Source organism: Frondihabitans sp. 762G35, from assembly GCF_002074055.1.
Taxonomy (GTDB): domain Bacteria; phylum Actinomycetota; class Actinomycetes; order Actinomycetales; family Microbacteriaceae; genus Frondihabitans.
In genome coordinates this window covers 1,132,390-1,156,505 of record NZ_CP014619.1, presented here as the reverse complement: position 1 = coordinate 1,156,505, position 24,116 = coordinate 1,132,390, and the positions used below count along the sequence as shown (strand labels likewise).

General features: G+C 71.0%; 23 protein-coding genes. 3 read left to right on the top strand and 20 right to left on the bottom strand.

Annotated elements, in window-relative coordinates; translation table 11 throughout:
* Positions 1–36: 36 nt before the first annotated feature.
* From pheT to infC, 6 genes are all read right to left on the bottom strand, one after another.
* Positions 37–2,547: a phenylalanine--tRNA ligase subunit beta gene (gene pheT, locus AS850_RS05670; RefSeq protein WP_119868241.1), complete on the bottom strand. Its 2,511-nt coding sequence runs from the start codon at positions 2,545–2,547 to the stop codon at positions 37–39.
* On the bottom strand, positions 2,547–3,587 hold the full coding sequence (pheS, locus tag AS850_RS05665) for a phenylalanine--tRNA ligase subunit alpha (RefSeq protein ID WP_119868240.1): 1,041 nt from the start codon (positions 3,585–3,587) through the stop codon (positions 2,547–2,549). Before pheS ends, pheT begins: the two co-directional genes overlap by 1 nt.
* A gap of 105 nt (positions 3,588–3,692) precedes the next feature.
* Positions 3,693–4,502, bottom strand: coding sequence for a TrmH family RNA methyltransferase (locus tag AS850_RS05660; protein WP_119870153.1), 810 nt, complete (start codon positions 4,500–4,502; stop codon positions 3,693–3,695).
* Between the two features lie 108 nt (positions 4,503–4,610).
* A complete protein-coding gene (gene rplT, locus AS850_RS05655; protein ID WP_119868239.1) occupies positions 4,611–5,000 on the bottom strand; it encodes a 50S ribosomal protein L20 in 390 nt (129 codons plus the stop codon).
* A 28-nt stretch (positions 5,001–5,028) separates the two neighbouring features.
* Entirely contained in the window at positions 5,029–5,223 is a 195-nt protein-coding gene (rpmI, locus tag AS850_RS05650) for a 50S ribosomal protein L35 (protein WP_066279155.1), read from the bottom strand.
* Positions 5,224–5,283: 60 nt separating this feature from the next.
* Positions 5,284–5,910: a translation initiation factor IF-3 gene (gene infC / locus AS850_RS05645; RefSeq protein ID WP_119870152.1), complete on the bottom strand. Its 627-nt coding sequence runs from the start codon at positions 5,908–5,910 to the stop codon at positions 5,284–5,286.
* 272 nt (positions 5,911–6,182) lie between these two features.
* Between infC and AS850_RS05640 the strand changes: the two genes are divergently transcribed.
* The gene (locus tag AS850_RS05640; RefSeq protein ID WP_119868238.1) at positions 6,183–6,566 is read left to right on the top strand and encodes a DUF1844 domain-containing protein; all 384 of its coding nucleotides are present in this window, start codon (positions 6,183–6,185) and stop codon (positions 6,564–6,566) included.
* A 444-nt stretch (positions 6,567–7,010) separates the two neighbouring features.
* On the opposite strand, the gene AS850_RS05635 is transcribed toward AS850_RS05640, so the two are convergent.
* From AS850_RS05635 to AS850_RS05610, 6 genes are all read right to left on the bottom strand, one after another.
* On the bottom strand, positions 7,011–7,799 hold the full coding sequence (locus tag AS850_RS05635; RefSeq protein WP_119868237.1) for an SseB family protein: 789 nt from the start codon (positions 7,797–7,799) through the stop codon (positions 7,011–7,013).
* The gene (gene priA / locus AS850_RS05630) at positions 7,799–8,545 is read right to left on the bottom strand and encodes a bifunctional 1-(5-phosphoribosyl)-5-((5-phosphoribosylamino)methylideneamino)imidazole-4-carboxamide isomerase/phosphoribosylanthranilate isomerase PriA (protein ID WP_119868236.1); all 747 of its coding nucleotides are present in this window, start codon (positions 8,543–8,545) and stop codon (positions 7,799–7,801) included. Before priA ends, AS850_RS05635 begins: the two co-directional genes overlap by 1 nt.
* An 88-nt stretch (positions 8,546–8,633) precedes the next feature.
* A complete protein-coding gene (gene hisH / locus AS850_RS05625) occupies positions 8,634–9,266 on the bottom strand; it encodes an imidazole glycerol phosphate synthase subunit HisH (protein ID WP_119870151.1) in 633 nt (210 codons plus the stop codon).
* Between the two features lie 2 nt (positions 9,267–9,268).
* A complete protein-coding gene (gene hisB, locus AS850_RS05620; RefSeq protein WP_119868235.1) occupies positions 9,269–9,889 on the bottom strand; it encodes an imidazoleglycerol-phosphate dehydratase HisB in 621 nt (206 codons plus the stop codon).
* Positions 9,886–10,971: a histidinol-phosphate transaminase gene (locus AS850_RS05615; protein WP_119868234.1), complete on the bottom strand. Its 1,086-nt coding sequence runs from the start codon at positions 10,969–10,971 to the stop codon at positions 9,886–9,888. Before AS850_RS05615 ends, hisB begins: the two co-directional genes overlap by 4 nt.
* A gap of 81 nt (positions 10,972–11,052) precedes the next feature.
* Entirely contained in the window at positions 11,053–11,568 is a 516-nt protein-coding gene (locus AS850_RS05610; protein WP_119868233.1) for a LysM peptidoglycan-binding domain-containing protein, read from the bottom strand.
* A gap of 358 nt (positions 11,569–11,926) precedes the next feature.
* Between AS850_RS05610 and lexA the strand changes: the two genes are divergently transcribed.
* The gene (gene lexA, locus AS850_RS05605; RefSeq protein ID WP_119868232.1) at positions 11,927–12,610 is read left to right on the top strand and encodes a transcriptional repressor LexA; all 684 of its coding nucleotides are present in this window, start codon (positions 11,927–11,929) and stop codon (positions 12,608–12,610) included.
* Positions 12,611–12,696: 86 nt separating this feature from the next.
* Here the strand turns inward: lexA and metE are convergent, their stop codons facing one another.
* The 3 genes from metE to hflX all read right to left on the bottom strand — a co-directional run bounded on the left by metE (position 12,697) and on the right by hflX (position 17,779).
* Positions 12,697–15,030, bottom strand: a complete 2,334-nt coding sequence (metE, locus tag AS850_RS05600) for a 5-methyltetrahydropteroyltriglutamate--homocysteine S-methyltransferase (RefSeq protein ID WP_119868231.1) — start codon at positions 15,028–15,030, stop codon at positions 12,697–12,699.
* Positions 15,027–15,932 carry a methylenetetrahydrofolate reductase gene (locus AS850_RS05595; protein WP_164088396.1) on the bottom strand — a complete coding sequence of 302 codons (906 nt, stop codon included), beginning with the start codon at positions 15,930–15,932 and terminating at the stop codon, positions 15,027–15,029. The genes metE and AS850_RS05595 overlap by 4 nt, the downstream gene beginning before the upstream one ends.
* A 323-nt stretch (positions 15,933–16,255) precedes the next feature.
* Positions 16,256–17,779 (bottom strand): GTPase HflX, encoded by a 1,524-nt coding sequence (gene hflX / locus AS850_RS05590; RefSeq protein ID WP_119868229.1) that lies wholly within the window; start codon positions 17,777–17,779, stop codon positions 16,256–16,258.
* 41 nt (positions 17,780–17,820) lie between these two features.
* On the opposite strand from hflX, the gene AS850_RS05585 reads away from it, so the two are divergent.
* Complete coding sequence (locus AS850_RS05585) at positions 17,821–18,429, top strand: class I SAM-dependent methyltransferase (RefSeq protein WP_119868228.1); 609 nt, start codon at positions 17,821–17,823, stop codon at positions 18,427–18,429.
* Positions 18,430–18,566: 137 nt separating this feature from the next.
* Here the strand turns inward: AS850_RS05585 and dapF are convergent, their stop codons facing one another.
* From dapF to recA, 5 genes are read right to left on the bottom strand one after another with little or no spacing between them, the layout of a single operon-like run.
* Positions 18,567–19,445: a diaminopimelate epimerase gene (gene dapF / locus AS850_RS05580; protein ID WP_119868227.1), complete on the bottom strand. Its 879-nt coding sequence runs from the start codon at positions 19,443–19,445 to the stop codon at positions 18,567–18,569.
* Positions 19,442–20,359 (bottom strand): tRNA (adenosine(37)-N6)-dimethylallyltransferase MiaA, encoded by a 918-nt coding sequence (gene miaA, locus AS850_RS05575; RefSeq protein WP_119868226.1) that lies wholly within the window; start codon positions 20,357–20,359, stop codon positions 19,442–19,444. The genes dapF and miaA overlap by 4 nt, the downstream gene beginning before the upstream one ends.
* 9 nt (positions 20,360–20,368) lie before the next feature.
* Positions 20,369–21,931, bottom strand: a complete 1,563-nt coding sequence (miaB, locus tag AS850_RS05570; protein WP_173795179.1) for a tRNA (N6-isopentenyl adenosine(37)-C2)-methylthiotransferase MiaB — start codon at positions 21,929–21,931, stop codon at positions 20,369–20,371.
* Between the two features lie 40 nt (positions 21,932–21,971).
* Complete coding sequence (locus tag AS850_RS05565; RefSeq protein WP_119868225.1) at positions 21,972–22,835, bottom strand: regulatory protein RecX; 864 nt, start codon at positions 22,833–22,835, stop codon at positions 21,972–21,974.
* On the bottom strand, positions 22,832–23,935 hold the full coding sequence (gene recA, locus AS850_RS05560; RefSeq protein ID WP_119868224.1) for a recombinase RecA: 1,104 nt from the start codon (positions 23,933–23,935) through the stop codon (positions 22,832–22,834). The genes AS850_RS05565 and recA overlap by 4 nt, the downstream gene beginning before the upstream one ends.
* Positions 23,936–24,116: the final 181 nt, after the last annotated feature.

Below are 24,116 nucleotides of genomic sequence, written 5' to 3'. Positions count from 1 at the left end.
CTGGACGGGATCGGGGCGGCGACGCCACGCGACGGTTCAGTCGCGGAGCGTCGCCCCGAATCGCTCGCCGGCCAGCCGGACGGCCCCCTGCTTGGCCTCGGAGGCCTCCGCCTGGGTGAGAGTGCGGTCGGGCGCACGGAATCGCAGCGCGAACGTCAGCGACTTCGCGGCCTCCGGAAGGCCCTCACCCCGGTAGTCGTCGACGAGGCGCGCCTGCTCGAGGAGCGGACCGGCCCCCTCGACGACGGTGTCGAGGACCTCGCCGGCAGGAGCATCGGCCCCGACCACCAGAGAGAGATCCTGGGTCGCTACCGGGTAGGACGAGATCGCCTCGAGCGACGGCTCCTGCCGGGCCAGAGCGATGAGGCGGTCGACGTCGAGCTCCGCGACGACGACGCGGCGGGGCAGGTCGAGATCGAGGGCCACCTGGGGCAGGAGCTCGCCGGCGAAGCCGACGACCTCGTCGCCGACCAGCAGGTCGGCGGCGCGCCCCGGGTGGAGCGCCGGGTGGAAGCCCTGGCGCACGGTCAGCCCGGCGGCCACGGCGCGGGCCGCGACCCGGGCGTCGTCGAGGACGTCGGCGAGGTCGGCCGGGACGGACGCCTGGCCCGGCTGACGGTCGACCGCGGACCCGACGACCAGGATGCCGAGGTGGTGGGGCTGCTCCGGGAGGCTCGCATCGAGCGCCGCGAGGTCGTCCGCGCCGGGGCGCGAGCCCCCGACCGGGATGGAGTCGGTGCCGATCGGACCGCGGCTGAACGAGACCGCGCCGGTCTCGTAGAGGGCGATGTCGGCGAAGCCCCGGGCCAGGTTGCGGCGCGCGACGTCGAGGAGGCCGGGCAGGAGCGACATCCGCATCTCCGGCGCGTCGACGTCCAGCGGGTTGGCCAGGCGGACGGTTGACACGGGTGACGCGCCGCCGTGCACGGGGGCGAACGCGGCATTCCGCACCGAGGAGACGAACGGGTAGGCGAACACCTCCGTCAACCCGGCGGCGGCGAGGCTCGCCGAGACGGCGCGCTTGAGGCGCTGCTCCCGGGTCAGGCCGCGACCGGGAGGCGCGACGGGGAGCACGGACGGGATGCGGCCGTATCCGGTGATCCGCGCCACCTCCTCGACGAGGTCGGCGTCGGTCGTGAGGTCGCTCCGCCAGCTCGGCGGCACGACGGTCCACCCGCCGTCGGCGTTCTCCAGCGTCGCACCGATGGCGATGAGGCTCTCCTCGACCTCCTCCGGCGTGTAGTCGACACCGATGAGATTCGCGGCGCGCTCGGTCGGGAGGAACACGGCCGAGGGCGGGACGGAGGCGTCGTAGGACGATCCGAGGGCGTCGGCCGTGCCTCCTGCGAGCTCGACCAGGAGCTGGACGCAGCGCTCGACGGCGGCCGCGGCGACGAGCGGGTCGACGCCGCGTTCGAAGCGCCGGGACGCCTCGCTGGGCAGCTTGTGCCGACGGGCCGACCGGGCGATCGACACGTGCTCGAAGCTCGCGCCCTCGATGACGACGTCGGTCGTGGCGGAGGACACCTCGGTGCGGGCACCGCCCATGACGCCGGCGAGGCCGATCGGCCCCTCGTCGTCGGCGATGACCAGGTCTTCGGGGTCGAGAGCGCGGTCGACGTCGTCGAGGGTGGTCAGGCGCTCCCCCGGAGCAGCCCGTCGCACCGTGAGACCACCCGCGACGGCGCGGAGATCGTAGGCGTGCAGCGGCTGACCGAGCTCGAGCATGACGTAGTTCGTGATGTCGACGGGGAGCGAGATCGAGCGCATGCCGGCGAGCCGGAGGCGGGATCGGATCGCGGGCGGCGTCGGCGTCGTCGCGTCGATGCCGCGGACGACCGCCGTGGTGAACGTCGTGACCCCGTCGACGCCCCGGATGGGGGCGTCGTCGGCGATGGTGACCCGGAATCCGTCGCGCGCCACCGGGCTGACGGCGGAGGCGGGGTCGCGGAAGGCGGCGCCCGTGGCGTGCGAGTACTCGCGGGCCACACCCCGGATGCTCAGGGCGTAGCCCCGATCCGGCGTGACGTTGATCTCGACGGCGGCGTCGTCGAGGCCGAGCAGGGCGACGGCGTCGGTCCCGATCTCGGGGTCGAGGCCCAGCTCGCCGAGGACCAGGATGCCGTCGTGCTCGTCGCCGAGGCCGAGCTCGCGGGTCGACGCCATCATCCCGTCGGACACGTGACCGTAGGTCTTGCGCGCTGCGATCGGGAACGGCCCGGGCAGCACGGCCCCCGGAAGCGTCACCACGACCTTGTCGCCGACCCGGAAGTTGTGCGCACCGCAGACGATGCCCCGGACGTCGTCGTCGTTCGTCGCGAAATCGGGACCGACCGCGACGCGGCACCAGTTGATCGTCTTGCCGTTGCTCTGGGGCTCCGGCGTGAACTCGAGGACCTGGCCCACGACGACGGGACCGGTGACGTCGCCGAGGTGGACGTCCTCCTCCTCGAACCCGACGGAGACGAGGGATGCGTGGACGTGCTCGAGGGAGACGTCGTCGGGGAGGTCGACGAACTCGCCGAGCCAGCTGAGGGGGACGCGCATCAGACCACCATGCCGAACTGCTCGCTGAACCGCACGTCGCCCTCGACCATGTCGCGCATGTCGGTCAGGTCGTTGCGGAACATGAGGGTCCGCTCGATCCCCATCCCGAACGCGAAGCCCTGGTAGACCTCGGGGTCGATGCCCGCCGAGCGGAGCACGTTCGGGTTGACCATGCCGCAGCCACCCCACTCGATCCAACGCGCGCCGCCCTTGGCGTGGGGCTGCCAGACGTCCATCTCGGCGCTCGGCTCGGTGAACGGGAAGTAGTTGGGCCGCAGGCGGATCTGGGCCTCCTCGCCGAACATCTGGCGCGCGAGGTGCTCGAGGGTTCCGCGCAGGTGGGCCATCGTGAGGCCCTTGTCGACGGCGATCCCCTCGATCTGCGAGAAGACGGGCGTGTGCGTCGCGTCGAGCTCGTCGGTGCGGAACGTGCGACCGGGCGCGACGATGTAGACGGGCAGCTCGCGGCCGAGGAGCGCGCGGATCTGCACGGGAGAGGTGTGCGTGCGGAGCACGACGTGGCGCTCGACCGGGTCGACGAAGAACGTGTCTTGGAGCGCACGGGCCGGGTGATCGGCGTCGAAGTTGAGCGCGTCGAAGTTGAACCACTCGTGCTCGATCTCGGGCCCCTCCGCGATCTCCCACCCCATTCCGACGAAGATGTCGCCCATCTTCTCCTGGAGGAGGCTCAGCGGGTGTCGTCCGCCCTGGCGGCGACGCCGGGGAAGCGCGGTGACGTCGATGCGCTCCGACTCGAGGCGGGCGGCCTCCTCGGCCTGGGCCAGCGCGGTCTCGCGCGCGGCGACGGCCTGGTTGACGCGACCGCGAGCGGCACCCATGAGCTTGCCGGCGGCGGCCTTCTGGTCGTTCGGCAGGGCCCGGAGCCCGGCGTTCATCCGAGCCAGGGCCGACGACTCCCCCACGTGGTCGCTCTTGGCGGCCTTCAGATCGGCGACGGAGCGGGCTGCGGCGACGGCTTCGAGCGCAGCCGCGACGGCACTCTCGACGGAGGCCTCGGTGATGGCTGGCGAGTCTGACACGAGAACCGATCTTACCGAGTCGGAGCACCCGCTCCGTGCCTCCTGCGTGCCATCGCCGCGTCGAGCCGGCGACTTCGCCGCCGCGTCGAGGGCAGGATGCCCGGGTCAGCGCTGCGCGAAGGCGCTCTCGTACAGGCAGACGCTCGCTGCCGTGGCGAGGTTCATGCTCTCGGCGTGACCGTAGATGGGGACGACCACGGCCCGGTCGGCCAGCGCGAGGTTCTCGTCGGTCAGGCCCCGGGCCTCGTTGCCGAACAGCCAGGCGGTCGGCGCGGCGAGGACGCCCTTGCGGCGCGCCTCGAGGAGATCTGATCCCTTGACGTCGGCCGCCAGGATCTGGAGACCCGCCTCGGCGCAGCGACGGAGGACGCCGGCGAGATCGATCCCGATCGCGACCGGCACGTGGAACAGGGACCCGGTCGTCGCGCGGACGACCTTCGGGTTGTAGAGGTCGACGCTCCGGCCGGTCATGATGACGGCGTCGGCACCGGCGGCGTCGGCGGCGCGGATGATGGTGCCCGCGTTCCCGGGATCGCGGACCTCCTCGAGGATGGCGACGAGCTTGGGCGCGTCGTCGCCGTCGGCCCCGAAGATGTCTTTGACGCTCGTGGGGAACTGGCGGCAGACCGCCACGAGGCCCTGCGGGGTGACCGTGTCGGCCATCGCGGAGAGGACGTCTTCGCTTACGAATTCGATGTCGACGCCGGCGTCGAGCGCCGTCTGCGCGAGCTCGGTGTAGCGCTCGAGCGCGGTGGGCGTCGCGAACAGCTCGACCACGAGTTCGGGCCGGAACGTGAGGGCCTCGGTCACCGCCTGGGGACCCTCCAACAGAAAGAGCCCGGTCTGGGACCGGGCGTCTCGCTTGGCCAGCTTGGCCACCGCACGCACTCGAGGCGAACGCGGGTTGTCGATCATCTGGTCGCCGGGCACGGAGCAAGTCTAGAGGACAGGCCCCGCACCCGGACGACGAGAGGGGTGCCGCGACGGCCGACGTCGTCCGTCGGCCGTCGCGGCGGACGAGCTCTACGGCGCGTCGACCTTCGGGGCCGACGTGTCGGCGGGAAGGGCGGCCTTGGCGGTGGCGACGAGGCCGGCGAAGGTGGCGGGCTCGTTGACGGCCAGATCGGCCAGGATGCGACGGTCGACCTCGACGCCGGCCAGGGCGAGACCCTGGATGAGACGGTTGTAGGTCAGGCCGTTCGCACGGGACGCGGCGTTGATGCGCTGGATCCAGAGGCGACGGAACTCGCCCTTCTTCGCACGGCGGTCACGGTACGAGTAGACGAGGGAGTGGGTGACCTGCTCCTTGGCCTTGCGGTACAGACGCGAACGCTGGCCGCGGTAACCCTCGGCGCGCTCGAGAATGACGCGACGCTTCTTGTGGGCGTTTACAGCCCTCTTGACTCTTGCCATCTTCTTATTCCTTTACGTGGTCGACGGCTCAGCGGCCGAGAAGCTTCTTGATGACCTTGCTGTCGGCCTTCGACAGCACCTGGTCGGTGTTGAGGCGGGCCTTGCGCTTGGAGGACTTCACCTCGAGGTTGTGACGCATACCGGCCTGCTGCTTCATGATCTTGCCGGTACCGGTGACCTTGAACCGCTTCTTGGAGCCGGAGTGGGTCTTCATCTTGGGCATAGTCGTACTTTCTTCTTCGGAGACCACCAGATGTCGACCTGGCGGTGCGAGGTGAACCGATTACTCGGCCGGAGCCTCGGTGGTCTTCTCCGCTTCGGCGGGAGCCGCGGCGGGTGCGGGGTGCTTGGGCGCCTTGTTGGCGACCTTGCGGGCTTCTGCTTCGGCCTTCGCCTCGGACTTGTTCTTCAGCGGACCGATGACCATGACCATGTTGCGGCCGTCGATCGTGGGGTTGTTCTCGACGGTGCCGAACTCGGCGACGTCCTCCGCGAAACGCTGGAGCAGACGCACGCCCTGCTCGGGGCGCGACTGCTCGCGGCCGCGGAACAGGATCATGGCCTTGACCTTGTCGCCCGCCTGGAGGAAGCCCTCCGCGCGCTTGAGCTTGGTCTGGTAGTCGTGAGTGTCGATCTTCAGCCGGAAGCGAACCTCCTTGAGGATCGTGTTGGCCTGGTTGCGACGTGCTTCTTTGGCCTTCTGGGCCGCCTCGTACTTGAACTTGCCGTAGTCCATGATCTTCGCCACGGGCGGCTTCGAGTTCGGTGCAACTTCGACCAGATCCAGGTCGGCCTCCTGCGCGAGACGCAGGGCCATGGCGATGGGAACGACGCCCACCTGCTCGCCGGCGGGACCGACGAGTCGGACCTCTGGGACGCGGATGCGGTCGTTGGTACGGGGATCGCTGATGCGGGACTCCTCTTTTTCTGCACGGAGCCTGCGGCGGTTGGCCGCAGGGGCGAAAGAGGAAATCAAGTGCCGCACACTGCTCGCGCAGGATCGGCACACAGCGCCCTTGTTGCTGCTCGTCGGGTCGCTCCCTCGGAAGGAAGCTCCTGTCGGAGCGGGGCACAACAACCCGGTAACCTAGTCGAACGGTCAAGCGCGGGTGGGAGAATCTCCACTTTCGTAACGGGGCACAAGTCCCCGTAGCCTCGAAAAGTCTAGCAGAGGAACAGCACGTGAGCGACACCCCTCCCCAGCACACCTCCCCCTACGACCACGTCGGCGACGGTGTCGACGAGGTCGACGCCGAGCGCGACATCGCGGACGTCCCCGCGGTCGAGATCATCAACACCGTGGCGGTCCACCTCCTGAGCGCGAGCGCCGTCAAGGTGGGCCTCGCCGACTCCCCCGAGACGCAGACCGACCTCGACGAGGCGCGCAAGCTCATCACCGCCCTCGCGGGTCTCGTGACGGCGGCGGCACCCGAGGTCGGCGACGTCCACGCGCGCGCCCTGCGCGACGGGCTCCGCACGGTGCAGCTCGCGTTCCGTGAGGCGTCGCCCATCCCCGACGCCGTCGGGCAGGGGCCGGGCGAGAAGTACACGGGGCCGGTCAACTAGGGGCGGCGTGCGGCGGGGCGGTTCGCGGGGTCGGGTCGCGTCCCGTGGGCTTGCGTCTCGCTCCGTGTTGCGTGCTGTCGCGTCTCGCGAGACTCCACGACTCGCCACTCACCTTTCGCGGTGAGCGGCGTGTCGTGGAGTCTCGGCGTGCGCGTGGAGCAGGAGCCGATGCGAGACTCCACGATCGGCGCGTTTTCGCGAAGGTGAGCGGCGTGTCGTGGAGGTGCGGTGCGGTGGCTCCATGACGGAGCCGTACCTCCACGACTCGCCACTCACCTTTCGAGGTGAGCGGCGTGTCGTGGAGGTGCGGCGTGCGCGCGGGGCCTGAGCCGACCCGAGACTCCAGGACTTGCCGCTCACGAACGAAGGTGAGCGGCGTGTTGTGGAGGTGCGGGCGCGCAGCGGCCACGGGCGCGCAGCGACCGCAGCTGCACAGCGGCGGCGTCAGCCGGCGGCGACGAGCTTCACGGCGAGACTGTCGACGCGCGCGGCGATCAGCTCGTCGGCGGTCCAGCCACCCTGGACCCGTGCCAGGAGCTGCTGCAGGGCGACGCGGTCGAGGCCGGGGACGATCCCGAGCGAGACCACGACCTCCGTGCCGACCAGGCTCGCCCGAGCGGAACCGGGGGCGATCGTCAGGGAGGTGATCTGCGGCTCCTGCGCGGTGCCTCGGAGAAAGGCGCGGGCGACGTCGTCGTCGGCGTAGGAGGGCTCCCACGGGAGGTCCTGCGCCACCGCCCACAGGGCGGGGCGGCGGACGCCGAACTCCGTCGCGGACGCGGGGTCGAGGACGAGGAGCTCCGTGCGCTCGGCCGCCGCGGCGAGGGCGATGCGGCGGGCATCGGCGGGGACGGGGCGCGCACGCGGATCCCACGCCCGCAGCGTGTCGACGGACGTGAAGGCGGGCAGCACGTCGCGGCCGTCGGGACCGCGCACGGTCACGATGGCGAGCTCCTGCGTCTTGTCGACCCGGACGCCGTGCTCGTTCTCGCCCTCCTCGCCCGCGTGGGCGACGAGCGGGATGAGCAGGCGCGCCGGCCGGAGGGCGTCGACCACCACGTTCTCGCCGACCTCGCCGGCACCGAACGACGTCAGGGCCCGCAGGAGCCGCGGGTCGGCCGATCCGTCGTCACCGGCGTACGCCGTGTCGTGGGCCGCGAAGGTGCGACCGGCCCACGGCTGACCGGCGCTGTCGCCCGGTTCCCCGGGCGCCCCCTGCCCGTGGTCCGACATCAGCGCGAGGCGACGTCGAGGGCCTGGGCGAGCGTGAAGGCTCCCGAGTAGAGCGCCTTGCCGACGATCGCACCTTCGACGCCGGCGGGGACGAGCTCCCGGAGGGCCACCAGGTCGTCGAGACTGGAGATGCCGCCGGACGCGACGACGGGGCGATCGGTGCGCTTCGCCACCTGCTTCAGGAGATCGAGGTTGGGGCCCTGGAGGGTGCCGTCCTTGGTGACGTCGGTGACGACGTAGCGCGCGCATCCTGCGTCCTCGAGGCGGTCGAGGACCTCCCACAGATCGCCGCCGTCGCGGGTCCACCCCCGGGCGGCGAGCGTGGTGCCGCGGACGTCGAGCCCGACGGCGATGGCGTCGCCGTACTGCGAGATGACGTGGGCGGCCCACTCGGGGTTCTCGAGGGCGGCCGTGCCGAGGTTGATCCGCCGGACGCCGGTCTCGAGCGCCTCCTCGAGGGACGCGTCGTCGCGGATGCCGCCCGAGAGCTCGACGTGGAGCCCCTGGACCTGCTTGATCACGCGCTTGATGACCGATCGGTTGCTGCCGCGCCCGAAGGCGGCGTCGAGGTCGACCAGGTGGAGCCACTCGGCGCCCTGCTCCTGCCAGTCCGCGGCCGCGTCGACGGGGTCGCCGTAGTTGGTCTCCGTGCCGGCCTCGCCCTGGGTGAGGCGGACGGCCTTGCCGTCGGCGACGTCGACGGCGGGGAGCAGGGTGAGGGGCGGGGTGGTGGCGAACTCGCTCATGAGGGCTTTCAGGTCATGCCGGAGATGGCGGAGAAGGGAGGGTGCTGGGGAGGAGGCCGACGCGGTTCGCGACGCCTCCCGGTCGCGACTAGAGGGTCTCGAGCCAGTTGCCGAGCAGCCGGATGCCCGGTCGACCCGATTTCTCGGGGTGGAACTGCGTCGCCCAGAGCGGACCGTTCTCGACGGCCGCGACGAACGGGCCACCGTGATCACCCCACGTGACCAGCGGGGCCTTGCGGGCGCCGTGCCCGTCGAGGGTCCACTCCTGGACACCGTAGGAGTGCACGAAGTAGAAGCGCTCGTCGCGCACGCCCTCGAAGAGCGTCGAGTCGGCAGGAGCGTCGACGGTGTTCCAGCCCATGTGGGGCAGTACGTCGGCCTTCAACTGCTCGACGGTGCCGGGCCATTCGCCGAGGCCTTCGCGCGATGCACCGCGCTCCACGCCGCGATCGAAAAGGACCTGCATGCCGACGCAGATGCCGAGGACGGGACGCCCGCCGGCCAGGCGACGATCGATCTTCTCGGCACCGCGCACGGTCTCGAGCTGCGCCATCACCGCCGTGAAGGCGCCGACCCCCGGCACGAACAGCCCGTCGGCGGCGGCCACTCGGGCGCTGTCGGCGGTCAACTCGACGTCGGCACCGGCCAGCTCGAGCGCCTTGATGGCGGAGTGGACGTTGCCGCTGCCGTAGTCGAGCACGGCCACGCGCGGTTTCGCCAGGGTCACAGCGCGCCCTTGGTGGACGGGATGCCGCTGACTCGCGAGTCCGGCTGGACGGCCGCGCGGAGGGCACGCGCGAACGCTTTGAACTCCGCCTCCGCGATGTGGTGCGGATCGCGACCGCCGAGCACGCGGACGTGCACGGTGAGGCCGGAGTTGAAGGCGATCGCCTCGAACACGTGGCGGACCATCGAACCGGTGAAGTGACCGCCGATGAGGTGGAACTCGAACCCCTCCGGTTCGCCCGTGTGCACCAGGTAGGGCCGGCCGGACACGTCGACCACGGCCTGGACGAGCGCCTCGTCGAGAGGGACGAGCGCGTCGCCGTACCGGCCGATGCCGCTCTTGTCGCCGAGGGCCTGCCGGAGGGCCACTCCGAAGGCGATCCCGATGTCCTCGACCGTGTGGTGGACGTCGATGTCGGTGTCGCCGGTCGCTCGGACGGTCAGGTCGATCAGGGAGTGCTTCGACAGCGCCGTGAGGAGGTGGTCGTAGAAGGGCACGCTCGTGTCGATCGAGGAGGACCCGGTGCCGTCGAGGTCGAGGCTGAGCTCGATGCTCGACTCGCTCGTCGTGCGGGACACCGTGGCGGTGCGCGGCGCGGGGCCGGTCTGGTCGGTCATGCTCCGAGCCTAATGTCGCTCATCGCGTCGAGGAACGCGGTCGTCTCGGCCTCGGTGCCCGCGCTGACGCGGAGATGCCCGGGGATGGCGAGGTCGCGGACGATGATCCCGCGCTCGAGCAGCTTCTCGAACACGGCGTTCGGGTCGTCGACTCCCCCGAAGAGGACGAAGTTCGACCACGTCGGCCACGGCGTGTAGCCGAGCTCCTCGAGCCGCGCGACGATGCGGTCGCGCTGGCCCTTGATGTCGTCGACCATGGCCAGCATCTCGTCGGCGTGACGGAGCGCCGCCACAGCGGCCGCCTGCGTCAGCGAGGAGAGGTGATAGGGAAGGCGCACGAGTCGCAGCGCATCGATGGCCGCGGGGTCCGCGGCCAGATAGCCCACGCGGGCGCCGGCGAAGGCGAACGCCTTGCTCATGGTCCGGGAGACCAGGAGCCGCTCGCGCCCCGGCAGGAGCGTCAGCGCCGACGGGATGTCGGCCGGCATGAACTCGGCGTAGGCCTCGTCGACGATGACGATCCCCCGCGTGGCCGCATAGGCGGCCTCGACGGTCGCGATGTCGAGCGGCGTGCCCGTCGGGTTGTTCGGCCCGCAGAGGAACACGATGTCGGGGTCGGTCCGCTCGATCTCGCGGACGACCGTCTCCGGGGAGATCCGGAAGCCCTCGTCGCGGCCCCCTTCGACCCACTCCGTGCCCGTGCCGCGCGTGATGATGGAGTGCATCGAGTACGTGGGCGGGAATCCGAGGGCCCGACGCCCCGGGCCGCCGAAGGCCTGCAGGATCTGCTGGATGACCTCGTTCGACCCGTTCGCCGCCCAGATCTGCTCCGGGGTCAGCCCGTGACCGAGGTAGGCCGCCAGCGACCGCCGCAGGAGCGTGAACTCGCGGTCGGGGTAGCGGTTGACCTCGAGGACGGCCGCGGCGACGGACTCGACGATGTCGCGGGCGACATCCTCCGGAATGGGATGCGTGTTCTCGTTGACGTTGAGTGCGACGGGCACCTTCTTCTGAGGTGCGCCGTAGGGCGACTGGCCACGGAGGTCGTCGCGAAGGGGCAGGTCGTCGAGAGAGGTAGCCACCCGGCTATTTTACGGGCCGCAGGAGGCGCGTTACCGCGGCCCCGAGGCAGCGGCCGGAGGGCCGGGGCTCGGCAGACCGGCTCAGCGGGTGTACTTCGTCGGGATCGCGAGCGTCTGACCGGCCTGGACCTGCGAGCCGTCGAGGTTGTTGAGGCTCGAGATGTCGGCGATGACGTCGCGGGGATCGGCGGCCGGCGCGACCTCCTGGGCGACCTGCCAGAGCGTCTCGCCGGAGGCGACGGTGACCTCCTGGAAGTGCGTGTCACCGGCGGTGGACGTCGCGACGGCACCCTGGCCGGCCAGGAGGAAGCTGGCCATGATGACGAGGACGCCGACGACGGTGAGGAGCGTGAGGACGACGCGGCCCCGTCGCGTGATGTGGAGGTGCGGCCGGGGAACGCCGTGCACGGCGTCGTTCTGTGCGGCGGTCGCCTGCCGGGCGGCCGGCTGCTCGGACGTGGCGCGCTGACCCGCACCGACGAGGCTCTCGTCGGGCGTGAAGTAGACGGCGCGACCCGAGGCAGGACGCGAGGCGGTGACCGGGCCGCGGCCGGCGCGGCTGGAGCTGCGGGGGAAGGCTGTGATCGTGGCGCTCATGGGGTGTCCTTTCGTGGTGCCCTCTCCTGCGGATTCCGCCGCCGGAGATGAGGGTGGTCTTCGTGCCCGACACTCGGCCGGGACTGCCGGGCACGAAGACGTGTTCCGAACATATCTTCGAACGAGACCGATTTCAAGACGTTCCGGTCGGAAAAGACGAAAAAAACACGCGACACACTCGAACATGTGTTTGTTACGTCAGGTGGGACCGGATACAGTTTCGATCGGTAGGACGAGTGAAGCATCGACCACCGACATTCGCGTCTCGTCCGTCGAGACGGGCGGCGGAGAGCACGCAGCGGAGATCACGCAGCGGAGATCACGCGGCGGAGAGAACATCGACCAGGGCGGGAGACACATGAGCGAGGCGACCATCGCGAAGCCGGCGGAGCGGGAGCGCAAGCCGCTGACCGCCAAGCAGACCCTGATCCTGACGGCCATCCGCGACTCCATCGCGAGCCGCGGCTACCCGCCGAGCATGCGCGAGATCGGCGACGCCGTCGGCCTCGCCTCTCTGTCGAGCGTGACGCACCAGCTCAACCAGCTGGAGCTGGCCGGCGCCATCCGCCGCGACCCGAACCGGCCGCGGGCGCTGGAGGTCCTGCTCGAGGACCCGGACAAGGTCGTCCCCGAGCCGACGATCGTGCGCTACGACGACGACGACAGCACGACCGCCCGCGTCCCCCTCGTCGGACGGATCGCCGCCGGTGTGCCCATCACGGCCGAGCAGCAGGTCGAGGACGTCATGCCGCTCCCCCGCACCCTCGTGGGCAAGGGCGAGCTGTTCATGCTCCGCGTCGTCGGCGAGTCGATGATCGACGCGGCCATCTGCGACGGCGACTGGGTGGTCGTCCGTCAGCAGAACAGCGCCGAGAACGGCGAGATCGTCGCCGCGATGCTCGACGACGAGGCGACCGTCAAGGTCTTCCGGCAGCGGGACGGGCACACCTGGCTCCTGCCCCGCAACTCGAACTTCGAACCGATCGTCGGCGATCACGCGCAGATCCTGGGCAAGGTCGTCGCGGTGCTGCGCTCCCTCTGACCTCTCCCCCGTCGGATCACGACGAAGGGCCCCCGGTGATCGTTCCGGGGGCCCTTCGTCGTCCGGCCGTCTGCGACGGCTCCGGGTCAGGCCGGCTGCGAGACCGCGGCGCGCGCCTTCCTGGCGGCCTGGACCATGACGGCCAGCGAGGGGACGACCTCCGCGTACCCGCGGGTCTTGAGTCCGCAGTCGGGGTTGATCCAGAGCTTGTCGAGGGGCACCGACGTCGAGGCCGCCTCGACGGACTCCGTCATCTCGGCCTCGCCGGGAACGCGCGGGGAGTGGATGTCGTAGACGCCCGGCCCGACGCCGCGGGAGAATCCGACGCGGGCGAGGTCGTCCACGACCTCCATGCGGGAGCGGGCGGCCTCGATGCTCGTCACATCGGCGTCCAGGTGATCGATCGCCGTGATGACGGTGCCGAACTCCGAGTAGCAGAGGTGGGTGTGGATCTGCGTGGCCGGGGCGACGCCGGACGTGGCGAGACGGAACGACCGCGTCGACCAGGCCAGGTAGGCCTCGTGCGCCGCCTCGTCGAGGGGCAGGAGCTCGCGCAGCGCGGGCTCGTCGACCTGGATGATGCCGATGCCCGCGGCCTCGAGGTCGGCGACCTCGTCGCGGAGGGCGAGCGCGACCTGGTCGGCGACCTCGGCGAGCGGCAGGTCGTCGCGCACGAACGACCACGCGAGGATCGTGACCGGTCCGGTCAGCATGCCCTTCACCGGCTTCGACGTCAGCGACGCCGCGTAGGTCGTCAGCTCGACCGTCATCGGCGCGGGACGCGAGACGTCGCCCCAGAGGATCGACGGCCGTGTGCAGCGGGTCCCGTACGACTGCACCCAGCCGTTCGCCGTCGTCGAGAAGCCGTCGAGCTGCTCCGCGAAGAACTGCACCATGTCGTTGCGCTCGGGCTCGCCGTGCACGAGGACGTCGAGGCCGACCTCCTCCTGCACCTCGATGACGCGCTGGACCTCGCGGCGGAGGAGAGCGTCGTAGTCGGCGTCCGCGAGATCGCCGCGGACGTTCGCGGCGCGGGCTCGGCGCACCTCGACGGTCTGCGGGAACGAGCCGATCGTCGTGGTGGGGAGGAGCGGGAGCCCCAGCGCGTCGCGCTGGGCGGCGTCGCGCTCGTCGGCGGAGACACGGCGCGTGTCGCCCTCCTCGACGGCGGCGACACGGGCGCGGACGTCGGCGTCGACCACGCCGAGGGCGGAGGCGCGGCGGGTCCGGGCATCCTGCGCTTCACCGATCTCGGCGGCGATCGACTCGCGACCGCGGGCGACACCCGCGGCGAGGGTCAGCACCTCGGCGACGCGCTGGTCGGCGAAGGCGAGCCAGGAGCGGAGCTCGGGGTCGAGCAGGTGCTCGGTGGTGACGTCGTGCGGGAGGTGCTGGAGCGATGTGGTCGTCGTCACCGCGACCGGGCCGGACGCCGCCGCCCCGAGGGCCTCGAGGCGATCGAGCGCCGCGCCCAGGTCGGTGCGCCAGATGCTGCGGCCGTCGACGACGCCGCCCGCGACCGTCACCGACGACGGCACGGCGGAGAGGTCGGGAAGGGAACCTCGCACCAGGTCGAGGGAGAGGGCCTCGACGCCCGAGGCGCCGACGGCCGCGGCGGCCGCGCGGGAGTCGCCGTAGGAGAGGGCGACGAAGAGGCGGGGGCGTTCGGGGGCCGCGGCGAGCTCGGCGTAGACGCGGCGGGCGATCTCGACGAGGACGTCGCGGTCGACGGCCAGGTTGTCGGAGACGAGTCCCGGCTCGTCGAGCTGCACCCACTCCGCTCCGGCCTGCTTCAGAGCGGCGAGCAACTCGACGTAGACGGGGACGAGGCGGTCGATCGCGTCGATCGGGGAGAAGCCCTCGGGGGCATCCTGCGCGGCGACGCTCAGGGCGAGGAGCGTGACCGGGCCGACCACGACGGGGCGCGTGACGTAGCCGTCGGCGGCGGCCTCGCGCACGCGGTCGGCCAGCTCGGTGCGAGCCAGGTGGAACGCGGTGTCCGGGGAGATCTCCGGCACGAGGTGGTGGTAGTTCGTGTCGAACCACTTGGTCATCTCGAGCGGCGGGTTCGTCTCGTCGCCGCGGGCGAGCAGGAACTCCGTGGCCCGGGTCGACGGCGCGGCACCGAAGCGCGCCGGCACAGCGCCCACGGTGAGGGCGGCGTCGAGGACCTGGTCGTAGAACGAGAAGTCCTCGGGGATGCTCGAGTCGGTGCGGCCCAGGCCGAGCTCCGCGAGACGGGCACGGCGACGGGCGCGCAGCTCGGTGGCGCTCGCCTCCAGGTCGTCGGCCGTGGTCCTCCCGGCCCAGTGGCTCTCGATCGCGCGCTTCAGCTCGCGGTCGGCTCCGACGCGCGGGTAGCCGAGGATGGTGGCCGCGGGGAACGCGGGCGCCGCTGCGGTGGTGTCGGTGGTGGTCATGCGAACTCCCGGTGGGTGGTGGTGGCGACGAACTCGTCGCGCGGGGTGAGGGGGGTGAGGCCGAGCTCCGCGATGACCCGGAGGACCGGGTCGGCGAGGTTCAGCGTGTAGAAGTGGAGGCCGGGGGCACCGGCCGCGAGGAGGTCGCGCGCGAGGTCCGTGGCGAACTCGACTCCCGCCTCCTCGGCCTCCGAGGGCGAAGCGGCCTCCTCGAGGCGCGCGAGGAGGCCCGCCGGGGCATCGCTCCCCGTCAGCTCGGCGACCCGGCGAAGCCGACCGGCGTTCGTGACCGGCAGGATGCCCGGGACGATGGGGATCGTGATGCCGTGCTCCCGGGCCCGGACGAGGTAGGCCGCATAGGCGTCGGCGGTGAACTGCACCTGCGTGAGCGCCCGCGTGGCGCCCGCCCGCTGCTTGCCGAGCAGCAGCTCCAGATCGCGATCGACGCCGCCGCCCGAGGGGTGACCGTCCGGGAAGGCGGCGACGGCGATCTCGGTCACGTCGCCGGGCTGCTCCGCGAACGTCTCGCGGGCGATGGCGACGAGGTCGGCGCTCGTCAGGTCGCCGGCCGTCCCGGGATCGACGCGGGGCGGATCGCCCTTGACGGCCAGGATGTGGCGGACTCCCTGCTCGCGGAGCTCGCGGAGGCGGTCGCGCAGCTCGTCGTCGCTCCTGCCCCACGTGGTGACGTGCGCGAGGACCGGCACGCCCGCGTTCCGGGAGATGTACTCGACGAGGTCGGCCGACTCGGCGGCGCTCGTCCCGTCGGCCCCGCTGGTCACGGCGATGAAGGACGGGAAGTGCGCGGCGAGCCGCTGGACGGTGTGGCCGAGCGCGAGCGCCGCGGCCGACGAGCGGGCGGGGAACACTTCGAGGGAGAAGGGAACGGTTGAGGCAACCACGGTGGGTCTCTTTCGGTCGAGACGAACCGGTGTGCGTGAGGCGACGCCTTGTGAGCAGCCGGACACACCGAAGGGACGACCACGAGGGTCTCGGTGCGAGTGCCGGGCTCGGCTTGTCGCTGTCGTCCTGGGTGCTGACGACGTGATGCGAAGGTACGCCAGTCGGCGGGTCGCCGGAAGAGGCGTGACCGATTGTTACGCCGCCGACGTTCGAGGCCGGGACGCGGAACGCCCCCTCCGCGGGCGCGGAAGGGGCGTCACGAGCGGCAGGAGCCGTGGGGCTCGGCCGGAGGCGATGGGATGGGCCCGGCCGGAGCCACGGGTCAGCCCGCGAACTCCTCCAGCGCCGAGGCGTCCTGCGGGTAGACCCGCGCGGTGACACGCGTGCCCTCGGGAACGTACTCGACGTCGACGACCCGTCCGATGTCGTGGATCCGCGCGACGACCTCGCCCCGGTCATAAGGCACCAGGAGGTCGAGTTCCACCTCGGGCCGCGGCAGGATCCCGGCCAGCCGCTCCCGCAGCTCGTCGATGCCCTCGCCGGTGCGCGCCGACACGAAGATCGCGTCGGGCACGAGGCCCTGCAGCACGAGCCGCTGGCTCTCGTCGATCAGGTCGCTCTTGTTGAAGACGACCACCTCGGGGATGTCGCGCCCGTCGACGTCGTTGATCACGTCGCGGACGGTCGCGAGCTGGGCGGCGGGATCCGGGTGCGAGCCGTCGACCACGTGCACGATGATGTCGCTGTCGGCGACCTCCTCGAGGGTCGATCGGAACGCCTCCACCAGCTGGTGCGGCAGGTTGCGCACGAACCCGACGGTGTCGGCGTAGGTGAACTCCCGACCGTCGGCGGTCACGCTCTTCCGGACGGTCGCGTCGAGCGTGGCGAACAGCGCGTTCTCGACCAGGACGCCGGCCCGCGTGAGGCGGTTCAGCAGGCTGGACTTTCCGGCGTTGGTGTAGCCGGCGATCGCGATGCTCGGCACGGAGTTGCGGGTGCGGTTGGCCCGCTTCGCCTCGCGCGCCGGCTTCATCTCCTTGATCTGCTTGCGCAGCCGCGCCATGCGCGTGTGGATCCGACGACGATCGAGCTCGATCTTCGTCTCACCGGGCCCGCGCGAGCCCATTCCGTTACCGGCCCCGACCTGACCACCGGCCTGGCGGGACATCGACTCGCCCCAGCCGCGGAGGCGGGGAAGGAGGTATTCGAGCTGCGCGAGCTCCACCTGCGCCTTGCCCTCGCGGCTCTTGGCGTGCTGGCTGAAGATGTCGAGGATGACGGCCGTCCGGTCGATGACCTTGACCTTCACGACGTCCTCCAGCGCGCGACGCTGGCTCGGAGCCAGCTCCGTGTCGGCGATCACCGTGTCGGCGCCGAGCGCCTGGACGGTGGCCTTCAGCTCGAGAGCCTTGCCGGATCCGAGATAGGTGCTCGGATCGGGGTTCGGCCGCCGCTGGAGGAGGCCGTCGAGGACGACCGCGCCGGCCGTCTCGGCGAGCGCCGCCAGTTCGCGGAGGCTGTTCTCGGCATCCTGCAGGGACCCCTGCGAGTACACGCCGATGAGCACCACGTTCTCGAGGCGCAGCTGTCGGTACTCGACCTCGGTGACGTCCTGGAGCTCGGTCGAAAGGCCGGCCACGCGGCGGAGCGCCTGGCGGTCCTCCCGGTCGAACTGGTCGCCGTCGGAGCCCGCGTCGGAGCCATCGCCGCGGAGGCCCTGGGTCTGGATCGCCTGGGCGGGCGAGAAGACGGACACTCCGGCCCGTGTCGAGGCATGGCCCAGGATGCGGTCGACGACGTCGTCGCGCTCCTCGTGCCCCGCGGGCGTGGTGCCGTGCTCTGTCATTGCAGTCACATTAGACCTTTCCGGTTCGATAATCTGGGGGGATGGCCAGCGACCACTACTTCACGTCGAGGCCCACGAGCGAGCCGAAACCCCGAGAGATCGAGGTCACGCTCGCCGGGCGAACCCTGTCGCTGGCGACCGCCGCGGGTGTCTTCAGCCCGGGGCGGATCGACCAGGGCACCGAGGTGCTCCTGGCCGCGATGCCGTCGCCACCGCGCGACGGCGTCTTCTTGGATGTGGGATGCGGATGGGGGCCGATCGCCCTGACGCTGGCTCTGCTCTCCCCCGACGCCACCGTGTGGGCAGTCGACGTGAACGAGCGGGTGCTCGAACTCCTCCGCGAGAACGCGGCGAGAGCGGGCGTGACCAACATAAACGCCGTGCTGCCCGAGGATGTTCCGGCCGACCTCGTCTTCGACGGGATCTGGTCGAATCCGCCGATCCGCGTGGGGAAGGAGGCCCTGCACGGCATCCTCGCCACGTGGCTCCCGAGGCTCGGGATCGACATGGAGGCGTATCTCGTCGTCGCCAAGAACCTCGGCTCGGACTCCCTCCAGCGCTGGCTGAACGAGGATCTGGGAGAGGTCGTCGAGGTGGAACGGGACTCCACGTCGAAGGGGTTCCGAGTGCTCCGGGCCACGCGGCTCTAGCCTGCGGCGGGACGCACCGGCTTCGACGGGTGCGTGCGCGACGGCGAGAGAGCGTCTAGAGCGAGATGAAGATCTTCATGCTCCGACCCTAGCTTGTCGACCCATGACGCACCAGGCCCCGCCAACCGCCGGAGGCGTCAGACGGCGAGCTCGCCCGTGAAGACCAGCTCGGCCGGACCGTTGAGAGAGACGTGCTCGCCGTCCTCGGCGGCGAACACGCGGACGCCGACCGTGCCGCCGGGCACGTCGACGCGCCAGTGGTCGGGAGCACCCTGACCGGCCCAGTAGCGCGTCGCCAGCGCGGCGGCTGCCGCCCCGGTGCCGCAGGAGAGCGTCTCGCCGCTGCCGCGCTCGTGCACGCGCATCCGGATGCGGCCGACGCCGTCGGTCACGAGCGGCTCCTCCGGGACGACGAACTCGACGTTGGCGCCGTCGGCGGGGGCCGGGGTGACGACGGGGATGACCGTCAGGTCGACCTTCTCCAGCTCGTCGTTCGAAGCGAGGGCCACGACGACGTGGGGGTTGCCGACGCTCAGGGAGAGGCCGGGGCGCGCCGCGTGCAGTTCGCGGGCGCGCACCTCCGGGCTCTCGTCGCCGAGGCTCCACCGACCGAGATCGACCTGGAAGCCGGCCCGGCTCCGCTGGACGTCGCGGACGCCGGCGCGGGTGCCGACCGCGAGGGTCTCGCCCTGCTCGAGAGTCACGAGGCCCTCCTCGATCAGATAGGCCGTGAAGACTCGGATGCCGTTGCCGCACATCTCGGCGACGCTGCCGTCGGCGTTGTGGTAATCCATGAACCACTCGGCGTCGGGGTCGACCGCGAGGATCGCGGCGCCCTCCGGGTGCGAGGCGGTCCGCACCGCTCGGATGACGCCGTCGCCGCCCACGCCGAAATGCCGATCGGCGAGAGCGCGGATGCGCTCCGGGGTGAGGTCGAAGGAGCCGTCGGGATCGGCGAACAGCACGAAGTCGTTGCCCGTGCCCTGGCCCTTGGTGAAGCGGACGGTGGTAGTCACCCCAAAAGCATATCGGCGGCGATGGACACAGCCTGGGCGTCCCCCGTCGTCGACCACGTCACGCGCGGGTAGCGCTTGAACCAGCTGACCTGCCGCCGCGCGTAGCGACGGGTGAGGCCCTTGGTCGCCTCCCGCGCCTCCTGCTCGCTCGTCTCGCCCCGGAGCTCGGCGATCGCCTGGGCGTAGCCGATCGCCCTGCTCGCCGTCACTCCCCGTTCGAGCCCCCGGGGCAGCAGACCGCGCACCTCGTCGAGGAGGCCGTCTCGCCACATCGCGTCGACGCGGTCGTCGAGGCGGTCGACCAGGACGGCCCGATCCTCCTGCAGCCCGAAGACCCGGGCGTCGCGCCACGTCGGGGCGTCGTCCGGGAGACCCACGACGAACGGCTCGCCCGTGATCTCCCCCACCTCCAGCGCGCGGACGAGGCGCCGCCCGTTGTGACGCCCGATGGCCGTGGCGGCCGCAGGATCCCGGTGGGCGAGCAGGAGGAACAGCGCACTCGGCCCCTTCTCCTCGAGCATCCGCTCGTAGCGCTGCCGCACGGCGGCGTCGGTTCCGGGGAAGCGGAAGTCGTAGATCGCTCCCGAGACGTAGAGACCCGAGCCGCCCACGAGAAGGGCGACCCGGCCGCGCTCCACGATGTCGTCGACGACGCCGCGCGCCCGCGCCTGGAACCACTCGACGCTCGCCTCGTCGGTGACGTCGAGCTCGTCGAACAGGTGATGCGGGATACCTCGGCGCTCCCGCGGCGGGACCTTGGCCGTGCCGATCTCCATGCCCCGGTAGAGCTGCATGGCGTCGGCGTTGACGATCTCCGCGGGCTGACCGCGACGGTCGAGTTCGTCGGCGAGGTCGAGCGCGAAGCGCGATTTCCCGGTGCCCGTCGCTCCCACGACGGCGGCGAAGGACGTCACCGATCCGCGCTAGCGCTGACCGTCGGCCGGATCGTAGATCGGCGAGGTCGAGACGCGGAGACCGGGGAGTCCGAGGGAGACGCGTGCCGGGGCACCCGTGGCTCCTGCCCCGCCCGCGGCACCGGACCCGGTCGACGATGTCGGCACGCCGCAGGTGGCGGCCTGCGCGGCGTCCCAGGCGTCGCCGGCTCGAGTGCGCCGAACGAGGAAGGGGGTCGTTTCGGTCTCGTCGGCGATCAGGTAGAAGGGTTTCGCGTCGGTGATCTCGACGGTGACGACGTCGCCGGGGCGCGGCGTCTCAGCACCCTCGGGAACGGTGAAGTGGACGAGGCGGGAGTCCTCCGCACGGCCCGAGAGGCGGTGCGTGTCGGCGTCCTTCCGGCCCTCGCCGGTGGCGACGAGGAGCTCGACGCGGCGCCCGACCTGGGCGCGGTTCTCCTCGAACGCGATCTCGTCCTGCAGGGCGGTCAGTCGCTCGTAGCGCTCCTGCACGACCGCTTTCGGAACCTGATCGGGAAGCGTCGCAGCCGGTGTGCCGGGACGGATGGAGTACTGGAACGTGAAGGCGCTGGCGAAGCGGGCCTCCGCGACGACGCGCAGGGTCTCCTGGAAGTCGTCTTCGGTCTCGCCGGGGAAGCCGACGATGATGTCGGTGCTGATGGCGGCATTCGGGATGCGATCGCGCACGCGCTCGAGGATGCCGAGGAACCTCTCGCTGCGGTAGCTGCGTCGCATGGCCTTCAGGATGCGGTCGGAGCCGGACTGCAGCGGCATGTGGAGCTGCGGCATCACCGTCGGCGTCTCGGCCATCGCGTCGATCACGTCGTCGGTGAACGCGGCGGGGTGAGGGCTCGTGAAGCGGATCCGCTCGAGGCCCTCGATCCGGCCGGCGGCTCGCAGGAGCTTCGCGAAAGCGCCGCGATCGCCGAACTCGACCCCGTAGGAGTTGACGTTCTGCCCGAGCAGGGTGACCTCGATCGCGCCGTCGTCGACGAGGGCCTGGATCTCGGCGAGGATCTCACCCGGCCGGCGATCTTTCTCTTTGCCCCGGAGCGCCGGGACGATGCAGAAGGTGCAGGTGTTGTTGCAGCCCACGGAGATCGAGACCCAGCCGCTGTAGGTCGAGTCGCGCTTGGTCGGGAGAGTGGACGGGAACACGTCGAGCGACTCGAGGATCTCGAGCTGTGCCTCGTCGTTGTGCCGGGCTCGCTCGAGGAGCGTGGGCAGGGCCCCCATGTTGTGGGTGCCGAAGACGACATCGACCCACGGAGCCCGGTCGAGGATGACGGACTTGTCTTTCTGGGCCAGACAGCCGCCGACGGCGATCTGCATGCCCGCGTGCTTCCGCTTCGTCGAGGCGAGGTGACCGAGCGTTCCGTAGAGCTTGTTGTCGGCGTTCTCGCGCACCGCACAGGTGTTGATCACGACGATGTCGGCCTCGGCGCCGTCGGCCGGGACGTAGCCCGCGGCCTCGAGCGAGCCGCTGAGGCGCTCGGAGTCGTGCACGTTCATCTGACAACCGAAGGTGCGGACCTCGTAGGTGCGGGGCGTGCTCGGGAGTACCGTCGTCATGGTGATCCAGTGTAGGTCGCGCCGGCCCGGCGGCCGTCGCTCACTCGAAGCGGACGCCGCTACCGCGCGGAGAGCCGCCGCGAGGGAGAGCCTTCTCGATCGCCCGGCGGACGACCTCCGATCGGTACCCGCGCCGCATGAGGTAGCCGGAGAGCCGACGCTCGGCGGTCGCGTGGTCGAGCCCGCGGAGCTGGCCGGCGCGCTTGCGCGCCCACTCGTCGGCACGGCCCTGCTCTTCGTCGTCATCGATCCCCTCGACGGCCGCGTCGATCGCCTCCTGGGCGAGGCCTCGCTGACGGAGCTCGGCGGTCACGCCGCTCTTGCCGAGCCCCTTTCGCTCGAGCTTGCCTCGGACGAGGTTCTCGGCCAGCTCGGCATCATCGAGGAGACCGACCCGTTCGAGGCGTTCGACCTCGGCCAGGACCACCTCCTCGGGGAGGTCGCGCGAACGGAGCGTGGACGCCATCTCCCGGGAGGACACGCCTCGGCGGGTGAGCGCGTGGAGGCTGATGTTCTCGGCGCGCTTCTGCGCCGCCTCGAAGGACTCCTCCGGCTCGGTCTCGTCGTCGGCATCGATCGCAGCGTGGAAGCTCTCGCGGACCGGCGCTGCCGTCTCGCCGCCCTCCGATCGGGCCGCGAACGCGGCGTAGGTCGGGAGGACCGCCACCGGGGCCGAGGACTGCGGCTTCGCGACACCCGGGGTCGGCGTCGCCTCGTCGTCGCCGGGGAGATCGTCGCTGGCCCACTCGCCGTCCGACGCGGCGCCACTCGACGCGGTACCGGACCCGTCCGACGTCTCCGGGCCTCTCGCGGCGGCATCACCCTGGGCCGGGCTCCGACCGCCCGCCCGGCGGCCCCCGAACAGGTCGGTCACCGGGGCGAGTCGATCGTCGTCGGAGCTCATGCGCCCTTGCGCTCGGCCAGCTTGCGCTGGATCGGCTGGACGGGTGCGTCAGGAGCAGCGGCCGCGGCGGCCGCGTCGGTCGCGGCCTTGGCGGCGGCACCGTCGGCACCGACACCGAGCTTGGCGAGGATCTTCTGTTCGATCTCGTCGGCGATCCCCTTGTTCTGCAGGAGGAAGTTGCGCGAGTTCTCCTTGCCCTGGCCGAGCTGGTCGCCCTCGTAGGTGTACCAGGCGCCGGACTTGCGCACGATGCTGTGCTCGACGCCGAAGTCGATCAGGCTGCCCTCGCGGGAGATGCCCACGCCGTAGAGGATGTCGAACTCGGCCTGCTTGAAGGGCGGCGCCATCTTGTTCTTGACGACCTTGACGCGGGTCCGGTTTCCGACCGCGTCGGTGCCGTCTTTGAGGGTCTCGATGCGGCGGATGTCGAGACGGACCGACGCGTAGAACTTCAGCGCCTTACCCCCGGCGGTCGTCTCGGGGCTTCCGAAGAACACACCGATCTTCTCGCGGAGCTGGTTGATGAAGATCATGGTCGTACCGGTCTGGCTGAGCCCGCCCGTCAGCTTCCGCAGCGCCTGCGACATGAGTCGGGCCTGGAGGCCGACGTGGGAGTCGCCCATCTCGCCCTCGATCTCGGCTCGCGGCACGAGGGCCGCGACGGAGTCGATGACGACGAGGTCGATGGAGCCCGAGCGGACGAGCATGTCGGCGATCTCGAGAGCCTGCTCTCCCGTGTCGGGCTGCGAGACGAGGAGGGCGTCGATGTCGACGCCGAGCTTCTTCGCGTACTCCGGGTCGAGGGCGTGCTCGGCGTCGATGAAGGCGGCGATACCACCCGCGGCCTGCGCGTTGGCGATGGCGTGGAGGGTCAGCGTGGTCTTACCGGACGACTCGGGACCGTAGATCTCGACGATGCGGCCGCGGGGAAGCCCGCCGATGCCGAGCGCGACATCGAGTGCGATCGACCCCGTGGGGATGACGGCGACGGGAGCGCGCTCGTCGCTGCCGAGTCGCATCACCGCGCCCTTGCCGAACTGGCGATCGATCTGGGCGAGAGCGGTCTCGAGAGCCTTCTCGCGATCGGCTACTGAGGGCATTGTGTTCTCCTTGGAAATCGTCACCTGAACGAGGTGGGGGCGATGCGCCTATAGGCTGTCGCGTCTCGGACGACCGGTGATGCAAGGTCGAACGGTGGACGACAAGGCTGGTGAGAAGCGCTGATGCCCGGAACGTTACGCAGGGCCACCGACACTCGTGAGTGGCAGTGACGACCGTGTG